At 69.5% G+C, this 15,721-nt stretch carries 13 protein-coding genes; 4 read left to right on the forward strand and 9 right to left on the reverse strand.

Translation table 11 applies throughout. The annotated features are described in order from the left end of the window. Nucleotides 1–38 precede the first annotated feature (38 nt). Both D6T64_RS17510 and D6T64_RS17515 read right to left on the reverse strand, forming a co-directional pair. On the reverse strand, nt 39–1,091 hold the full coding sequence (locus D6T64_RS17510) for a Gfo/Idh/MocA family protein (protein WP_119975962.1): 1,053 nt from the start codon (nt 1,089–1,091) through the stop codon (nt 39–41). After that, nucleotides 1,091–3,631: a DEAD/DEAH box helicase gene (locus D6T64_RS17515; RefSeq protein ID WP_119975963.1), complete on the reverse strand. Its 2,541-nt coding sequence runs from the start codon at nt 3,629–3,631 to the stop codon at nt 1,091–1,093. The genes D6T64_RS17510 and D6T64_RS17515 overlap by 1 nt, the downstream gene beginning before the upstream one ends. A 76-nt stretch (nt 3,632–3,707) precedes the next feature. Between D6T64_RS17515 and D6T64_RS17520 the strand changes: the two genes are divergently transcribed. Further along, the gene (locus tag D6T64_RS17520; RefSeq protein WP_119975964.1) at nt 3,708–5,339 is read left to right on the forward strand and encodes a molybdopterin-dependent oxidoreductase; all 1,632 of its coding nucleotides are present in this window, start codon (nt 3,708–3,710) and stop codon (nt 5,337–5,339) included. A 22-nt stretch (nt 5,340–5,361) separates the two neighbouring features. Here D6T64_RS17520 and D6T64_RS17525 read toward each other — a convergent pair whose 3' ends face one another. Together D6T64_RS17525 and D6T64_RS17530 are read right to left on the reverse strand one after the other, a co-directional pair. After that, nucleotides 5,362–5,628, reverse strand: coding sequence for a hypothetical protein (locus tag D6T64_RS17525; RefSeq protein ID WP_119975965.1), 267 nt, complete (start codon nt 5,626–5,628; stop codon nt 5,362–5,364). Between the two features lie 50 nt (nt 5,629–5,678). After that, the gene (locus tag D6T64_RS17530) at nt 5,679–6,041 is read right to left on the reverse strand and encodes an antibiotic biosynthesis monooxygenase family protein (RefSeq protein WP_119975966.1); all 363 of its coding nucleotides are present in this window, start codon (nt 6,039–6,041) and stop codon (nt 5,679–5,681) included. Nucleotides 6,042–6,136: 95 nt separating this feature from the next. On the opposite strand from D6T64_RS17530, the gene D6T64_RS22705 reads away from it, so the two are divergent. Then, nucleotides 6,137–6,631, forward strand: a complete 495-nt coding sequence (locus tag D6T64_RS22705; RefSeq protein WP_158594912.1) for a hypothetical protein — start codon at nt 6,137–6,139, stop codon at nt 6,629–6,631. A 359-nt stretch (nt 6,632–6,990) separates the two neighbouring features. Here the strand turns inward: D6T64_RS22705 and D6T64_RS17540 are convergent, their stop codons facing one another. Continuing rightward, nucleotides 6,991–7,530, reverse strand: coding sequence for a DUF4287 domain-containing protein (locus D6T64_RS17540; RefSeq protein ID WP_119975968.1), 540 nt, complete (start codon nt 7,528–7,530; stop codon nt 6,991–6,993). 150 nt (nt 7,531–7,680) lie between these two features. Between D6T64_RS17540 and D6T64_RS17545 the strand changes: the two genes are divergently transcribed. Continuing rightward, nucleotides 7,681–8,058: a hypothetical protein gene (locus D6T64_RS17545; protein ID WP_119975969.1), complete on the forward strand. Its 378-nt coding sequence runs from the start codon at nt 7,681–7,683 to the stop codon at nt 8,056–8,058. 105 nt (nt 8,059–8,163) lie between these two features. Here the strand turns inward: D6T64_RS17545 and D6T64_RS17550 are convergent, their stop codons facing one another. From D6T64_RS17550 to D6T64_RS17565, 4 genes are all read right to left on the reverse strand, one after another. Next, a complete protein-coding gene (locus D6T64_RS17550) occupies nt 8,164–9,846 on the reverse strand; it encodes an FAD-dependent oxidoreductase (protein ID WP_119975970.1) in 1,683 nt (560 codons plus the stop codon). Continuing rightward, on the reverse strand, nt 9,839–12,040 hold the full coding sequence (locus tag D6T64_RS17555) for a molybdopterin oxidoreductase family protein (RefSeq protein ID WP_267900497.1): 2,202 nt from the start codon (nt 12,038–12,040) through the stop codon (nt 9,839–9,841). The genes D6T64_RS17550 and D6T64_RS17555 overlap by 8 nt, the downstream gene beginning before the upstream one ends. 39 nt (nt 12,041–12,079) lie before the next feature. After that, the gene (locus tag D6T64_RS17560) at nt 12,080–13,513 is read right to left on the reverse strand and encodes an MFS transporter (protein ID WP_119975971.1); all 1,434 of its coding nucleotides are present in this window, start codon (nt 13,511–13,513) and stop codon (nt 12,080–12,082) included. A 383-nt stretch (nt 13,514–13,896) separates the two neighbouring features. Next, the gene (locus D6T64_RS17565) at nt 13,897–14,850 is read right to left on the reverse strand and encodes a lipase family alpha/beta hydrolase (RefSeq protein ID WP_119975972.1); all 954 of its coding nucleotides are present in this window, start codon (nt 14,848–14,850) and stop codon (nt 13,897–13,899) included. Nucleotides 14,851–15,179: 329 nt separating this feature from the next. On the opposite strand from D6T64_RS17565, the gene D6T64_RS17570 reads away from it, so the two are divergent. Continuing rightward, on the forward strand, nt 15,180–15,721 hold a 542-nt coding region (locus D6T64_RS17570; protein ID WP_119975973.1), incomplete at its 3' end, for an RNase H family protein.

Below are 15,721 nucleotides of genomic sequence, written 5' to 3' on the forward strand. Positions count from 1 at the left end.
CAAGGTTTCATGGTGTCATCCTGTGACTCTGGAGGAGATCAGCGAGTGCTTTCGTGGATCCGTTCGATCAGGTCGATGACCCGCAGCGGGTCGTAGGGGTCCACCGGCACCGGCTCGCCGCGCAGCAGGGCGTCGGCGACTCCGGCATAGAACGCGGCATAGTCGCCTGGCAGAGTCGGCTCGGGTGCGAGCGCGCCGTCGAGGCCGAGCTGACCCCAGCGCCCTTCGGGCACCTCGCCGAAGCCCGGGTCGGTCGGCAGACCGCCGAGCTTGAGCACCGGCTCCTGAGTGTCGAGGCCCCAGGTGGTGTACGCCGCTTCAGAGCCGAGCACCCGAAAGCGCGGGCCCTTCTGCCCAGTGAGGCCGTTCATCCAGAGGTGCGAGTGCACCCCGCTGGCGTGCCGTAGGGCGACGAAGGTGTCGTCGTCGGCGGGGCCTCCCGGCTGCCGAGTGAGTACCTCGGCGTAGACGTCTTCGACCGGCCCGAACAGCACGAGGGCCTGGTCGAGCAGGTGCGCGCCGAGGTCGTAGAGCACGCCGCCGCCTTCACGCGGGGTCGCCACGGCCTTCCAGGCCTTGCCCTGCCCGGGTTTGAACCATTCGAAACGGCTCTCGAACCGGCGCACCTCGCCGAGCCGGTCGGCCGCGATCAGCGCCTGCAGGGTGAGGAAGTCGCCGTCCCAGCGCCGATTCTGAAAGACGGTGAGCATCAGCCCGAGCCGCTCGGCCTTCTCGATCAGTTCGCGGCCGTCAGCGGCGGTGACGGCGAAAGGCTTGTCGATGACCACGTTGAGTCCGGCATCGAGGGCGGCGTGCGCCAGCGGCACGTGCGTGGCCGGCGGGGAGGCGATGACGATCAGGTCGAGGCGGGAGGCGGCATCCATCATCAGGTCGTCGGCGGTGTTCACCAGGCGCGCCGACGGATGCTGCGCCGCGGCCTGGCCGCGGCGGCCCGCGTCGGCCGTGACGATCGTGTCGAGCGCAAACTCGGGGTGCGCCGCGACGAACGGTGCGTGAAAGACGCGCCCGGACAGCCCGTAGCCGATGATGCCCGTGCGAATCGCGCTGGTTCGGTTCTGTTCGTGGGTCATCAGAGGCGGTTGACGCCGGTGACGCGCACGACGGCTTCGCCGAGGTCGTCGCTCTCGGCCAGGTCGACCTCGGCGCTGATGCCCCAGTCATGGTCGCCGGCCGGGTCGTCGAAGATCTGCCGCACGATCCAGGCGGTCTTCGTCTCCTCGATGATGAGCAGGTCGGAGCTGCGGGCATTGCCGCCGGTGAGCAGCTCGTTGTGCTCGGCGTAGTAGCCGTCCATCGCGGCGCCCCAGTTTTCGTCGGTGAAGCCGTGGGCCCGGTCGAGTTCGCCGAGCGCGTCGTAGTTTTCGAGCGCGGCGTACTGCACCCGGCGGAACAACTCGTTGCGCACCAGGATGCGGAACGCCCGGGTGTTCGTGGTCAGGCGGCGTGGCGCGGGCGGCAGAATCGCCTTCGAGTCGGCCTCGTGCTCGGCGAGGTCGGGGTGGATCAGTTCCTCCCACTCGTCGAGCAGGCTCGAGTCGACCTGGCGCACCAGTTCGCCGAGCCATTCGATGAGGTCGAGCAGGTCTTCGGTCTTGGCCTCATCGGGAATCGTCTGCCGGGCGGCGCGGTACGCGTCGGACAGGTAGCGCAGCACGACGCCCTCGCTGCGGGCGAGCTTGTAGAAGGCGATGAACTCGCCGAACGACATCGCCCGCTCGTACATGTCCCGCACGACGGTCTTCGGCCGCAACTCGAAGTCGGCGATCCAGGGCTGGGACTGCTTGTAAGTCTCGAACGTGTACGTCAGCAGCTCTTCGAGGGGCTTGGGATACGTGATCTCCTCGAGCAGCGCCATCCGCTCGTCGTATTCGATGCCCTCGCGCTTCATCGCGTTCACGGCGTCGCCGCGGGCGGCGAACTGCTGCCCCATTAGCACCGGCCGCGGGTTGTCGAGGGTTGACTCCAGAATCGAGATCATATCGAGCGCGTAGTTGCCGGAGCCGGTCTCCATCGCCGGATCGGGGTCGAGCAGCTCGAACGCGGCCAGCGCGAACGGGGACAGCGGCTGGTTCAGCGCGAAGTTCGCCTGCAAATCCACGGTCAAGCGGATGTCGAACCGGTCGTTGCGCGGGTCGTACCGCTGCTCGACGATCCCGGCCGAACGCAGTGTCTTGTAGATGCCGAGCGCCCGGCGGGCGAGCACGAGCTGGCGTTTCCACGGCTCGTGGTTGTCGAAGACGAGCGCGTGCACGTGGGCGAAGGCGTCGCCGCCGCGGCCGATGACGTTGATGAGCATCGCGGCGGTCATCTGCATGCTCGAGTGCAGGGTCTCCGGCTCGGCGTCGACGAGCCGCCGGAACGACGGTTCACCCCACGACACGAAGCCGTCGGGGGCCTTCTTGCGCACGATCTTGCGCTTCTTCTTGGGGTCGTCACCGGCCTTCTCGATGGCCTTGAGGTTCTCGGTCTCGTGGTCGGGGGCCTGGATGACGACGGTTCCGGCGGTGTCGTAGCCGGCCCGGCCGGCGCGGCCGGCGATCTGGTGAAACTCGCGCGCGTTGATCTGGCGCATCTTCACGCCGTCGTACTTGGTCAGCGCGGTGAACAGCACGGTGCGAATGGGCACGTTGATGCCCACGCCGAGGGTGTCGGTGCCGCAGATGACGCGCAGCAGTCCGCGCTGGGCGAGCTGCTCGACGAGGCGGCGGTACTTGGGCAGCATGCCGGCGTGGTGCACGCCGATGCCCATGCGAATGAGGCGGGACAGGGTTTTTCCGAAGCTCGTCGTGAAGCGGAATCCGCCGATCAGCTCGGCGATCGCATCCCGTTGCTCGCGGGTGGCGACCTTGGCGCTCGCGAGGGCCTGGGCGCGTTCGAGCGCGGCGGCCTGCGCGAAGTGCACGATGTAGACGGGCGCCTGCCCGGTCTTGATCAGGTCTTCAACCGTTTCGTGCACGGGCGTGGTCTCGTAGAAGTAGTGCAGCGGCACCGGGCGTTCGACGCCGGTGACGAGGGCAGTCTCGCGGCCGGTGCGGCGGCTGAGGTCGTCGGCGATCGACTTCACGTCGCCGAGGGTCGCCGACATCAGGATGAACTGCACGCGCGGCAGGGTGAGCAGCGGCACCTGCCAGGCCCAGCCGCGGTCGGGGTCAGCGTAGAAGTGGAACTCGTCCATCACGACGAGGTCGACCTCGGTGTCCTCACCGTTGCGGAGCGCGAGGTTCGCGAGGATCTCGGCGGTGCAGCAGATGATCGGAGCGTCGGCGTTGACGCTCGAGTCCCCCGTCATCATGCCCACGTTCGCGGCGCCGAAGATCTCGACGAGGGCGAAGAACTTCTCGCTGACCAGGGCCTTGATCGGCGCGGTGTAGAAGCTGCGCTTGCCGGCCGAGAGGGCCGCGAAGTGGGCGCCGACGGCGACCAGGGACTTGCCGGTTCCGGTCGGGGTGCTGAGGATCAGGTTGGCGCCCGAGACGACCTCGATGACCGCTTCCTCCTGCGCCGGGTAGAGGCGCAGCCCCTGGCCGGTGGCCCAGGCCTCGAAGGCCTCGAACAGAACGTCGGGATCGGGGGCGGAACCGGTGTCGGGGAGTCTCTCAAGCGTGGCCATGGTCCCTTAAGACTGCACTATGTTCCGTAACCTTTTCCACTCCTCCCGCACAGCCAGCCTTTGTAGGCTCACAGGTATGCCCCTGCTCGACGTCTCCCCCGCTCCGCGTGTTCCCCTCCGTCGCGGAACCTTTCGCGGAACCCGGTTCTGGTTTCCGGCCCTCGCCGGGGCAACCGCCGCTCTTGCGGGCGTCGGCGCGGCGGAACTGACCGCGGCGCTGTTCGCCCCGACGGCCGGCCCGATCGTATCCGTCGGCGCGCTGCTGATCGACCTCGCACCGGCCGGGGTCAAGGACTTCATGATCGCGGTGTTCGGCACCGCCGATAAGATCGCCCTGGTCGTGCTGATCGGCCTGGTCCTGTTCGCACTCTCGCTGCTGGCCGGGGTGCTCGAGTACCGTCGGCCGCCGTTCGGCCGGGTGCTCGTCGTGGTGGCCGGCGCGATCGCGCTGTTCGCGGCCCTGTCGCGGGCGAGCGCGTCGAGCTTCGATGCCCTGCCCTCGGTCGTGGCGATGGCCGTCGCCGCCATCGTGCTGACCGTTCTGATGACCAAGCTGCGGGCGCCCGGCCTGCTCGACGGCGAACGTCCGCCCGGCCGCCTCACCCTCGACGGCGAGCGCGCCCCCGATCCCGAGGCGGGCCTCGACCGCCGCCGCTTCCTCACCTGGACCGGCGTCAGCGCCGGCGTCGGGTTTCTCGCACTGGTCGGCGGCCAAGTCATGCTCGCCGGTACGCGGGCAGCGGATGCCGCACGCGCCCTGTTCACGCTGCCCGCGGCATCCGCCGCCGCCGCCCCGATCGCCGCCGGAGCGAGCTTCGATATTGACGGGCTCGCGCCGATCATCACCCCCAACGCGGACTTCTACCGCATCGACACCGCCCTGCAGGTGCCCCGCATCGACCCGAGCACCTGGCGGCTGAAGATCACCGGCATGGTCGAGAACGAGGTGGAGATCAGCTTCGCCGACCTGCTCGCCCTGCCGCTCGAAGAGAGCGTGACGACCCTCGCGTGCGTGTCGAACTACGTCGGCGGCGACCTGATCGGCAACGCGAAGTGGCTCGGCTACCCGATTCGCGATCTGCTGGCCCGGGCGAACCCGAGCGCCGACGCCGACATGGTGCTCTCGACCAGCCAGGACGGTTTCACCGCCGGCACGCCGATCGAAGCGCTGACCGACGAGCGCAACGCGATTCTCGCCGTGGGCATGAACGACGAGCCCCTGCCGCTCGAGCACGGCTACCCGGTGCGCATGGTCGTGCCCGGGCTCTACGGCTATGTCTCGGCCACGAAGTGGGTCGTGGAGCTGAAGCTCACCCGCTTCGACCAGGAACAGGGCTACTGGACGCCGCGCGGCTGGTCGGAGCTCGGCCCGGTCAAACTTCAGTCCCGCATCGACGTGCCGCGAGCGACCGCGCCCCTGTCGGCCGGTCCCATCACCGTCGCCGGCGTGGCCTGGTCGCAGCACGTCGGCGTCAGCGGCGTCGAGGTGCAGGTCGACGACGGTCCATGGGAAGCGGCGACGCTCGCCGATGCCATCTCGATCGACACCTGGCGGCAGTGGATGTACACCTGGAACGCAACGGCCGGCGGCCACACTGTGCGGGTGCGGGCGACGGATGCCGAGGGTCTCGTTCAAACGGCGGCCACCGCCGACGTCGCCCCCGACGGGGCAACCGGGCATCACGCGATCAGGGTGAACGTCTCGTAGCTGCGCCGGGTACGGGTGCGAGTTACGAGCGTTCCACCCGGGGGCGACTGATGGCGAACAGCTCGACCGCGAGGCCGACGATGGTGAGCGTCCAGGCGAGGATGCCGAGTTGGGTGAACGTCAGCAGCACCGCTCCGGTCAGCATCAGCAGGATCGCGATGAGAACGCTCACGACCGAGGTGCGGCTGTAGTTGAAGCGCACCGATCCACGGACGGCGGTCAGCGCTGCGTCATTCGACGGTGCGGCGGCCGGGGTTGCGGCGGCCGGAGGCATCTCTGCGGAGGTCATGACCTCAGCCTACGACTGGTTTATCCACAGGCCCCCGGAATCACGGCGGGTCAGCCCTGCGAGCCGCCGGCGATCTCGTACGACCACAGTTCGCTGCTGAGGCCGACGTGTGAGGGGGCGGGCTTGGCGTCTGCAGCCGCGTCGGTCGCGCTCGAGTCTGTCGTCGCGGCTGGGCGCTGCCCGTGTCCGTGGCCGAACGCGGGTGAGGACAGCCAGGCCTGGAAGGACTCTTCGTCGGCCCAGCGGGTGATGACGAGCCAGGTGTGGCGGTCGGCATCCGTCGGTTTCATCAGCTCGAAGCCTTCGAAGCCGGCCTGGCCGTCGACGGCTCCGGCGCGGGCGGCGAAGCGCTGGGCGAGTTCGTCGCCGCTGTCGGCGGGAACGGTGATGGCGTTGATCTTGATGACGGTCATAGCGCTGCTTTCGTCAGGGAGGTGGAGTCGAGGTGCCGAACGGATGGCTCTATCGTGGCACGTCCGGCTGCGAGCGGAGCCCATAGGGTGGGGTGATGACGTGGCACCGGTACCGCTGGCTTGCAGCCATAGCTCCGCTGCTCGGTTTCGTGCTCGGCGTGGTGGCCTGGGCGATCACGGTACTCGGAAGTAACCGGCAGTTTCGCGAGGGCCTGGACCTGTTCGAGGCGGTCGGCGCGGCGTTTCCCTTCGGGGTCACGGGCGCCGTCGTCGCCGGCGCGGCGCTGGCCGGCGGCTGGTCGCTCGTGGCCGCCCGCGACCGGGGCCTGATGAGAACGGCCGGCGCTCGGTCAGGGCAGGCCGCCGGTGGCGCGGTTCTGGGCGTGCTGGTGCTGGCACTCGCGCTCGGGGTGGTGTTCAGTGGCGGCGGCTTCTTCGTCTGGTACGGGCTGTTCGTCGCAAGCATCCCGGTCACGATTGTGACCGCGATCACCGCCGGCTGGTTGGTGCACCTGGCCGAGCGGCGGCACCTGCGCACGCCGTCGCCGCCCGTCGAGCACGTCGCCGCGAGCCCCTGGACCGAGTTCTGACTCGTGCTGGGCGATCTCACTGAGCGGCCCGAGGATGCTCCGAAAGGTTGCTGCGCCGCAAAACTGCTCGTGCGCGTGGCCGGCCACGCGCACGAGCAGTTTTGGGACGCATGACCACCTGAGCGTGCAGGTTCCCGGCGCAGCAGCAGCGTTGCGACGCACCTGTACGGCGCACGTGCAGGTTGTCGGCGCGGCAGCAACTTCTGCCGCGTGTCGGCGGGCACACTTTCGGCGCACGTGCAGCTTGTCGGCGCGGGAGCCGATGTGCGTCGCACCAGCACACGCGCCCGTGCAGGTTCTCGGCGCATGACCTTCCGGCCGCTCGTGCGCCCGGCAGCGTGGAGGGCCAGCCCGGCGAGTCAGGCGCGGTCGTAGGCGGCGCGCAGCCAGCCGAGCAGCTCGGCGTCGATCTCGGCGGCCGAGGTGACCGAGACCTTGTGGGTGCACATACCGCCGGCCAGCAGCAGTCGTTCCGTCGGCGGAGTGTCGCCCAGGTTGATGCCGAGTTGCAGCCGCTTGGCGCTCGGGGCCTCGATCAGGGCGAACTGTTTGTGCCGCCGAAGCGACACGCTCGACTTCTTCGGGGTGATCTCGACGTCGCTTCCGAAGTCGGACACGGTCGCGACCAGAGTGTCGTAGAGCGGACGCAGCGCGGCTTTCGCGCCGGTGTACTGCGCGCCGACCAGGTCCTCATCGACCTGCGAGACCCCGCGGTTGCGATACTGCAGCACGATGCCGTTGGCGAAGCCGTGACTCACTCCGTGCTCGGACTTGAGATGGTTCAGGAGCGCCGTGTGCTTGTCGAGGCCGCTCGCCTCGAGCACCGCAAACCACTCCGGCAGGCTCTTGCCGGTCGCGGCGGGCAGGTTGTCGATCATCGATTGCAGGGCGGGGTCCATGCCGCCAGTCAACACCCGAATCGCAACTCACATCGGGGTCCGGCGGGCGAGAGTCGCACGACACAGTCGGATACCGCGGAGCAATGCGGCCGAAACAGCACGCCCGTAGCCTCGAAGCATCGCGTCGACGAGACCTGCAAGGACCCCGCCATGACCCCTGTATCACCCCGGAACGCTGCCCCGCGCTGGAACGCCATCATCCTCAGCCTGCCGCGCACCCCGCTGCGACCCTCACTCGACGCCGTGCGGGCGGCCGATCGCGTCTCGATCGTGGGCATCACGCGTCAGACCGTAGCGGATGCCAGTCCCTGGGCCGCCGCCATCGCCAGCGGACTACACAGCCTGCGCGAGGACGAAGCCGAGTTCACCGCGGTGGTCGAGAGCGCGTATCCGCTTCTGGCCCAGCACCTCGCGGGCCTCACCGAGGGTCTCTCACCCCTGCCCGCCGCAGGCCGCTTCGCCCTTCCCGTCGCCCTCTACCGAACCACCGCGCTGCGTCAGGCACACGAGCACCTGGTTCGCACCTGATCCCGCTGTGGCTAAAGGAGGACGAAGTGCACGCGTGTCGCCGCCGGGAGGACGAATTGATAAGTCTTCGCCTTCTGGTCCTCCCTTCGCGACCCGAGCGGCGGGTCAGGCGGCGGCGCCGGCGGTGAAACGCTCGAGCACCTCGCCGATGCGCGTCTTGCAGCCGCCGCAGCCGGTGCCCGCACGGGTCGCGGTGCCGATGCACGCGACGGTGCCGTTGCCGGCCTGCTGCGAGGCCGCGATCGCGCCGACGGTGACGCCGTTGCACCAGCAGACGGTCGCGTCGAGCGCGAAGGCGCTGCCCGCGGCGGGCTCGTAGTCGGGGCCGTCGTAGCGCAGCAGCACCGACCGGTCGGCGGGCAGCTCACTGCCGCGCTCGAACAGCAGGGTGAGCTCGGCGGCCGTGCGCGGCATCCCGACGCAGACGAAGCCTTCGAGGATGCCGCCGCGCGTGACGGTCTTCACGTAGCGGCCGTGCTCGGGGTCGGCCCACTGCGCCACCCGCAGCGGGCTCGGCCCGCACCCCTCAGCATGAGAGCGGATGTCGGCGGCCGGCTCATCCCACGGGTCGGCGCTCGTGTTTCCCACGGCGACAACATCGATCCCCTCGGCCTTCAACATGACCACGGCGGGCAGGTTCGCGGGCAGGGTGACGTGCACCGCGGCATCCGTCGCCGAAGCGGCATCGGCGGGGTGCGCCCAGGCGAGCTCGGCCACGAAGCGGGCGGCGAGCCAGTCGGCCTGGCGCCAGCCCGGACCGATCAGGCCCGACGGGCCGCCCGACGGTGTCAGCGCAGCCTTGCCGGCGCCCGCCTCAGGCCGCGGCGCGATGTGCGCGCAGTCGCCGATCGCGTAGATGAAGGGGTCGCCCCAGCTGACCAGTGCTTCGTCGACGAGGATTCCGGTCGACACCGGCAGCCCGGCGATCTGAGCGAGTTCGGTACGGGCGCCGACACCGCAGGAGAGCAGCAGCAGGTCGCCGTTGATCTGCTTGCCGTCGGCGCAGATCAGGGCGTCGAAGCGTTCGACACCGTCGTCGTCGATGTGAAAGAGCAGGCTTTCAGCGCGGGAGTGGTTGACCATGCTGACCCCGGCGCGGCGGGCGCTGCGGGCGAGCACGGTGCCGCCGCCGCGGTCGAGGTTGCGGCCCATCGGGATCTCGCCGTGGTAGACGACACAGGCCTCGGCACCGGCGCGGGCGGCAGCGAGGGCGATCTCCATGCCGAGCACGCCGGCGCCGAGCACGACGATGCGTTTGCCGGCCTGCACCGCGGCGAGCACGGTTTCCGCGTCAGCGAGGTCGCGCAGCACGGTGACCCCGCGCGGGAGGGGGGATCCGGCCCAGTCGAGGGCGGCGGCATCCGTCGCCGGCATCATGTGTTCGCGGCGCAACCGTTTGACACCGTCGAGGGTAGGGACGTTCGCACGGGCGCCGGTCGCCAGAACGAGCCGGTCGTAGGGCAAAAACGTCTCATCGCTGAGCGTGACCGTGCGGCGGGAGCGGTTGATCGCTGTCACGCTGACGGCGGTGCGGATGCGCACCCCGGCGCCCCGGGCGGCATCCGTGTCGGTGATCTCGAGCGACTCGCGTTCGGCGTGACCGACGGCGTATTCGGCGATCAGTACCCGGTTGTAGGCCTCGGCGGTTTCGGCGCCGACGACGGTCAGCTGCACCCGCCCGGTGCGCACGCTCGGCAGCAGTTCCTCGACGAAACGCGCGCCGACCGGGCCGTAACCCACGAGCACGATGCGTTCCGCAGTGCGAGGGGTGGGTTTCGAATCAGACACGGGCGCCCGCTTCCTGCAGCGCACGCACGTGCACCGTCGTTTTCTTGAATTCGGGCATGCCCGAGATGGGGTCGGTCACGTCATCCGTGAGCGAATTCGCCCGTCCCTCGCCGGCGAAGTGAAACGGCAGAAACACCGTGTCCAGACGGATGTCGGTGGTCACCTGCGCCTGGCAGCGCACGGTTCCCCGGTCGTTGCCCACCTCGACCCAGCCGCCGTCGACGATCGACAGCAGCTCGGCCGTCGCCGGGTGCACCTGCAGGCGCGCGGCCGGCTGGGCATCCAGCAGCTCGGGCACGCGCCGGGTCTGTGCGCCGGACTGGTAATGCTCGAGCAGGCGACCGGTGATCAGGGTGAGAGTGCCGTCGCCGTGCCCCTGAAGAATTCGGTCCGGGGCATCCGTCGAGACGGGCCGAACGGCGACGATGTGGGCGCGGCCGTCAGCGTGGGCGAAGCGCTCGAGGAACAGGCGCGGAGTGCCGGCCGCCCCGACCGGGAACGGCCAGAAGGCGGGCACGTCGGTGTCGAGCAGGGCGTGGCTGAGGCCGGAGTAGTCGGCGAGCGCGCCCGCGGTCGCACGTGCCAGCTCATCGAAGACCGCGGCCGGCTCGGCGCTCCAGGTCGACGGCGCGCCCAGGCGTTCGGCGAGCTGCTGCAGGATCCACAGTTCGCTGCGCACCCCGGCGGGCGCGTCGAGTGCTTTGCGGCGACGGATGACGCGGCCCTCGAGGCTGGTCATGGTCCCCTCCTCCTCGGCCCACTGGGTGACGGGCAGTACCACGTTCGCGAGGGACGCCGTCTCGGAGAAGAAGAAGTCGCTGACGACGAGAAAGTTGAGGGCAGCCAGCCCCTCGCGCACGGCGCCGGCGTTCGGGGCGGACACGACCACGTTCGCGGCGTGCACGAGCAGGGTGCGCACTCCCCCGGGCTGGCCGAGGGACTGCAGCAGCTGCACGGCCGGCAGCCCGACGCCGGGCAGGGTGTCGGGGTCGACGCCCCAGACGCCGGCGACGTGGGCGCGGTCGGCGGGGTCGGCGATCTTGCGATAGCCGGGCAGTTGGTCGCACTTCTGGCCGTGTTCGCGGCCGCCCTGGCCGTTGCCCTGGCCGGTGAGGGTGCCGTAGCCGGAGTGGCTCGTGCCGACGAGGCCGAGCACGAGGCTGAGGTTGATCGCGGCGGTTGCGGTGTCGGTGCCGTCGGCGTGCTGTTCGACGCCGCGCCCGGTGAGGATGTACGTGCCCGCTCCCGTGCCCGGCGTCGAGCTGCTCGGCCCGGCGGCGAGTCGGCGGGCCAGGTCGCGCAGCTGCCAGACCGGAACCCCGGTCTTCTCCTGCACGCGCTCGGGCCACCAGGCACTCACGCTGCGGCGCAGGGCATCGAACCCGGTCGTGCGGGTCTCGAGGTAGTCGCGGTCGGCGAGTTTCTCGGTGATCACGATGTGCGTCAGCCCGAGCAGCAGAATCAGGTCGCTGCCCGGGGTCGGCTGCACGTGCATGCCGGCGCCGTCTTCGGTGAGCCGGGCGGTCGCGGTGCGGCGCGGGTCGACGACGATGAGCCCGCCGGCCTGCCGGGCGCCCTCGAGGTGACCGATGAAGGGCGGCATCGTCTGCGCCACGTTCGAGCCGAGAATCAGGATGGTGGCCGCCGCGTCGAGGGCGTCTACCGGAAACGGCAGCCCGCGGTCGAGCCCGAAGGCCCGGTTGCCGGCGGCCGCGGCGCTCGACATGCAGAACCGGCCGTTGTAGTCGATGCGGCTGGAGCCGAGGGCGACCCGGGTGAATTTTCCGAGCTGGTAGGCCTTCTCGTTGGTCAGGCCACCGCCGCCGAAGACGCCGACCGCGTCGGCGCCGTGCTCGGCGCGGGTGCCGCGCAGCTTCTCGGCGACGAGGTCGAGGGCGTCCTCCCACGATATGGGGGCGAAGCCGCCGTCGGGCTGCTTGAGCATCGGCTCGAGAATGCGCTCGGGCGAGGCGAGCAGTTCGGCGCTGGTCCAGCCCTTCTTGCAGAGGCCCCCACGGTTGGTGGGAAAGGCGCGGCCGCTCACGGTGACCGGGGCCTGCACGACGGAACCCGCCGCATCCGTCACCGGCAGGTCGGAAGGTTTCGTCAGCGTCATCGCGCACTGCAGGGCGCAGTACGGGCAATGGGTGGCGGTCACTCCGACGGGGGCGGCGGATGCAGCGGGGGCAGTCACGGGTCGTGCTCCTTTTATTGAGGCGGTGAAGCGGTCAGCCTAGATTTTCTGGCCGGCGACCGAGGAGCCGCGGCGCATGTAGACGAACGCGGTGACGCCCATCATGACCAGGTAGGCGACCGCGAAGCCGTAGATCGCGCTGGTGTAGTCGCCCGTGGTGGTCTTGGAGTAGCCGAGCACCTGCGGAATGATGAATCCGCCGTAGGCACCGATCGCCGAGATGAGGCCGAGGGCGGCGGCGGTCTTGCGCTGGGTGTTCACGTCGCCGGAGTTGTGGTGGGCGTTGGCCACACCGCTGCGGGCCGAGAACACGCTCGGGATCATGCGGTAGGTCGAGCCGTTGCCGATTCCGGTGGCGACGAAGATCAGCACGAAGCTGCCGAGGAACGCCCAGAAGTTGCCGAGCGGCAGCACCAGGGTGACGATGAGGGCGCCGACGGCCATGACGCCGAAGGCGACGACGGTGACGGATGCCCCGCCGAACTTATCGGCGAGCTTGCCGCCCATCGGGCGGGCCAGCGAACCGACGAGAGCCCCGATGAAGGCGAGGGACAGCGACGCGGAGGCGACCTGGAATGTGGAGTACTCGGGGAACTGGTCGGCGATGAGCTTCGGGAAGACGCTCGCGAAGCCGATGAAAGAGCCGAAGGTGCCGATGTAGAGCACGGCGAGGATCCAGAGGTGCGGTTCCTTGAGCGCGGCGACGGAACCGGCGAAGTCGGCCTTCGCGTTGGTCAGGTTGTCCATGTACTTCCAGGCGCCCCACATGGCGAGCACGATGAAGGGAACCCAGAACCAGCCGGCCAACGTGATGTTGAGCGTGCCGACGGCGCCGAGGGTGATCACGATCGGCACGATGAGCTGGGCCATCGAAGCACCGAGGTTGCCGCCGGCAGCGTTCAGGCCGAGCGCGTAGCCCTTCTGGCTCTGCGGGTAGAAGTAGGTGATGTTGGACATCGAGCTGGCGAAGTTGCCGCCACCGAAGCCGGCGAGCGCGGCGACGAACAGCATCACGCCGAACGGGGTGTCGGGGTTGCCGACGCAGATGGCGAGGGCGATCGAGGGGATCAGCAGCAGGCCGGCGCTGATGATGGTCCAGTTGCGGCCACCGAACTTCGGCACCAGGAAGGTATAGGGAAACCGGAGGGTCGCGCCGACGAGGCTCGGCATCGAGATGAGCCAGAAGACCTCGGCGGTGGTGAAGGTGAAGCCGGCGGCGGGAAGCGACACCACGACGATGCTCCACAGCTGCCAGACGACGAAGCCGAGGAACTCTGCGAAGATCGACCACTTGAGGTTGCGGGCGGCGATGAGCTTGCCGCCGTTTTCCCACTGTTCCTTGTTCTCGGGGTTCCAGTTGTCGATCCAGCGCCCGGGGCGGTGCACGAGAACGGAGGACGGGGCGGCGGTGCCGACGGCTGGCGCACCCGACGTTCCAGAGTGCAGTGGTGCAGACTCGACGGTTGATGACATCGCGGGGCTCCCTCAGGGTTGGTGGCCTACTGGCTTATGGAAGACGCTACAGAGAGCGTGTTTCCGAGAGCCGTGGTCGCGATTACCGTTCGGTCACTAGATGATCACACGGGCGAGGGATGCGTGTTGGGGCGCTGTCATCTGTTCGTCACATTCGGGCGGCCCGGTCCGGGGCATCCGCTCTCGTGGTGGTGGCCCCGGGCACGGACCAGATTCATTCCGGGAGCGAGGGCGGCGCGGTTCGGTCGCCGTGCGGCCGGGCGCGAGCCCCTGGGGCCGATTTTGGCTTCTCGCTCACGAGATGCCAAAAACGCCCCTTCGCGAGTCTCGCTGCGGGTCCGGCTGGGCTTGGGGACAGCTACCGTGGCCATCCAACCCGGAGATTAAAGGCAGGCGGGCTGGAACAGCGGGTCGGCGGGGCCGGCCGGCTGCACGAGGGCATTCAGCACGAGCTGGTGCACCACCGGGTCGTTCGGAGCCTGGTCATGTTCGATCGGGTCGAGCGGGCAGAGGTTCTGAATGGTGATGTTGGTCACCCGGTCGGTCGGCCCGGCGAGGAACTGGCTCTGATACGGCGTGACGACCTCGTCGTTGACCGTGGAGATCACCGTATAGAACGGGCCACCACCGGCCTGCACGGCGACGAGGTCACCGATCGAGTTGAGCTCGGCGAGAAACTCCGAGCCCGCAGCCTGGTCGGAGCAGGCCGCACACACCGGCTCGAGGCCGCCCATGTCCGCGGGCACCTGGTCGGGAGTCGGGGTCAGCACGCCCTCGGTGCCGTGGTTGGAGGGCGCGACGCCCACGAGGTGGTGCACGGCGGCCGCGCCTCCGAAAAAGCCCATGTAGTAACGCGGCATCATGCCGCCCTGGCTGTGGCCGACGAGGTCGACCTGGGCGGCACCGGATGCCTCCCGCACGGTGTCCACGAACGTCGCCAGTTCGGCGGCCGACTCGCGGATCGGCCCCGACGCGGCGATACCGTTCGCCTCGCCGTAATCGAGCGCATAGACGCAGTAGCCGGCGTCCTTCAGCACGGGCGAGAGCGTCGACCAGTTCTTGACCATCGTTTCGAAGGTCCCGGGAACAAGCACGACGGGGAACGGATGCGCGGCCGACGGCACGCAGGACCAGTCGTTGGCGCCGGCCGGGGAGACGGCGGTGCCGTCGACGGTCGGAGCGATGATCGCTGACTCGACGGTGACGGATGCCGCGGCTCCGGCTTCGACGTCGGCTGCGGCCGCCGTCGTGGCGACGCTGAGGCCGGTGGCAAGCAGTGCGGCCGCGGCGAGCGCCGTGACCCGGGTCAGGACTGTAGGAGAAATCTGGGGGGACATGGGTGGAGCCTCTCGCGGCGGGCGCCACGCGCGCCGCCGTCATCTGCGCGGGCCGGGACGGCGCTGCGCGGGGTCCGGCCGTCCGAAGACGTGCGGGCGGGGGTTGAGGCGGTGGGATGACCCACCGCGGGTGCAGCTCTGCACCGGGACCGCCGGGACGCATGAACCCCCGCCTGCAGAGGGAAGTCTGCAGAGGGAATGAGAAGAAGTGACGAAGGCTCACGCTGCCGTCCCCTGAGCGTAAGCGCATTCATCCGTGTCGAACCAGACTCGCACCGAACCCTTAGGCGCGGGTCACGACGCGGCGCGGGCGCTGGCAGACTGGAGGGATGACGATTACTGCTGCCGCCGATGGATCCGCGCTCGGAAACCCGGGGCCGGCCGGGTGGGCCTGGTACGTGGACGACGCCAACTGGGGCGCCGGCGGCTGGAAACACGCCACCAACAACCAGGGTGAGCTGAAGGCCGTACTCGAGCTGTTCCGCGCGACCGCGCACCTCGACGACGACTTGCTCATCCTGTGCGACAGCCAGTACGTGATCAACTCCGTCACCAAGTGGATGAAAGGCTGGAAGGCCAAGGGCTGGCGCAAGGGCGACGGCAAGCCGGTCATGAACCTCGACCTGCTCAAGGAGATCGACGAAGCCCTCGCCGGTCGCCGCTACCGGTTCGAGTGGGTGAAGGGGCACGTGGGACACCCGCTCAACGAAGCCGCCGACATCCGCGCCCGCACCGCAGCCGAGGCGTTCCAGCGCGGCCGCGCCCCGGTCGAGGGACCCGGCTACACCCGCGGCGGCCCGCCCGTTCCGGTCGGGGCCACGATCGCGGCAGCGGATGCCCCGCCTGCCCGCGCCGCCGTCAAGGCCGCGCC

Origin of the sequence: Cryobacterium melibiosiphilum (assembly GCF_003602235.1) — a bacterium.
Classification (GTDB): domain Bacteria; phylum Actinomycetota; class Actinomycetes; order Actinomycetales; family Microbacteriaceae; genus Cryobacterium; species Cryobacterium melibiosiphilum.

Excerpts from the sequence above, each read along its gene's own strand:
- D6T64_RS17540 (WP_119975968.1), bottom strand. The coding sequence starts at position 7,530 with ATGGACCCCGCCCTGCAATCGATGATCGACAACCTGCCCGCCGCGACC.
- D6T64_RS17530 (WP_119975966.1), bottom strand. The coding sequence starts at position 6,041 with ATGACCGTCATCAAGATCAACGCCATCACCGTTCCCGCCGACAGCGGC.
- D6T64_RS17545 (WP_119975969.1), top strand. The coding sequence starts at position 7,681 with ATGACCCCTGTATCACCCCGGAACGCTGCCCCGCGCTGGAACGCCATC.
- D6T64_RS17525 (WP_119975965.1), bottom strand. The coding sequence starts at position 5,628 with ATGACCTCCGCAGAGATGCCTCCGGCCGCCGCAACCCCGGCCGCCGCA.
- D6T64_RS17565 (WP_119975972.1), bottom strand. The coding sequence starts at position 14,850 with ATGTCCCCCCAGATTTCTCCTACAGTCCTGACCCGGGTCACGGCGCTC.
- D6T64_RS17560 (WP_119975971.1), bottom strand. The coding sequence starts at position 13,513 with ATGTCATCAACCGTCGAGTCTGCACCACTGCACTCTGGAACGTCGGGT.
- D6T64_RS17515 (WP_119975963.1), bottom strand. The coding sequence starts at position 3,631 with ATGGCCACGCTTGAGAGACTCCCCGACACCGGTTCCGCCCCCGATCCC.
- D6T64_RS22705 (WP_158594912.1), top strand. The coding sequence starts at position 6,137 with ATGACGTGGCACCGGTACCGCTGGCTTGCAGCCATAGCTCCGCTGCTC.
- D6T64_RS17510 (WP_119975962.1), bottom strand. The coding sequence starts at position 1,091 with ATGACCCACGAACAGAACCGAACCAGCGCGATTCGCACGGGCATCATC.
- D6T64_RS17520 (WP_119975964.1), top strand. The coding sequence starts at position 3,708 with ATGCCCCTGCTCGACGTCTCCCCCGCTCCGCGTGTTCCCCTCCGTCGC.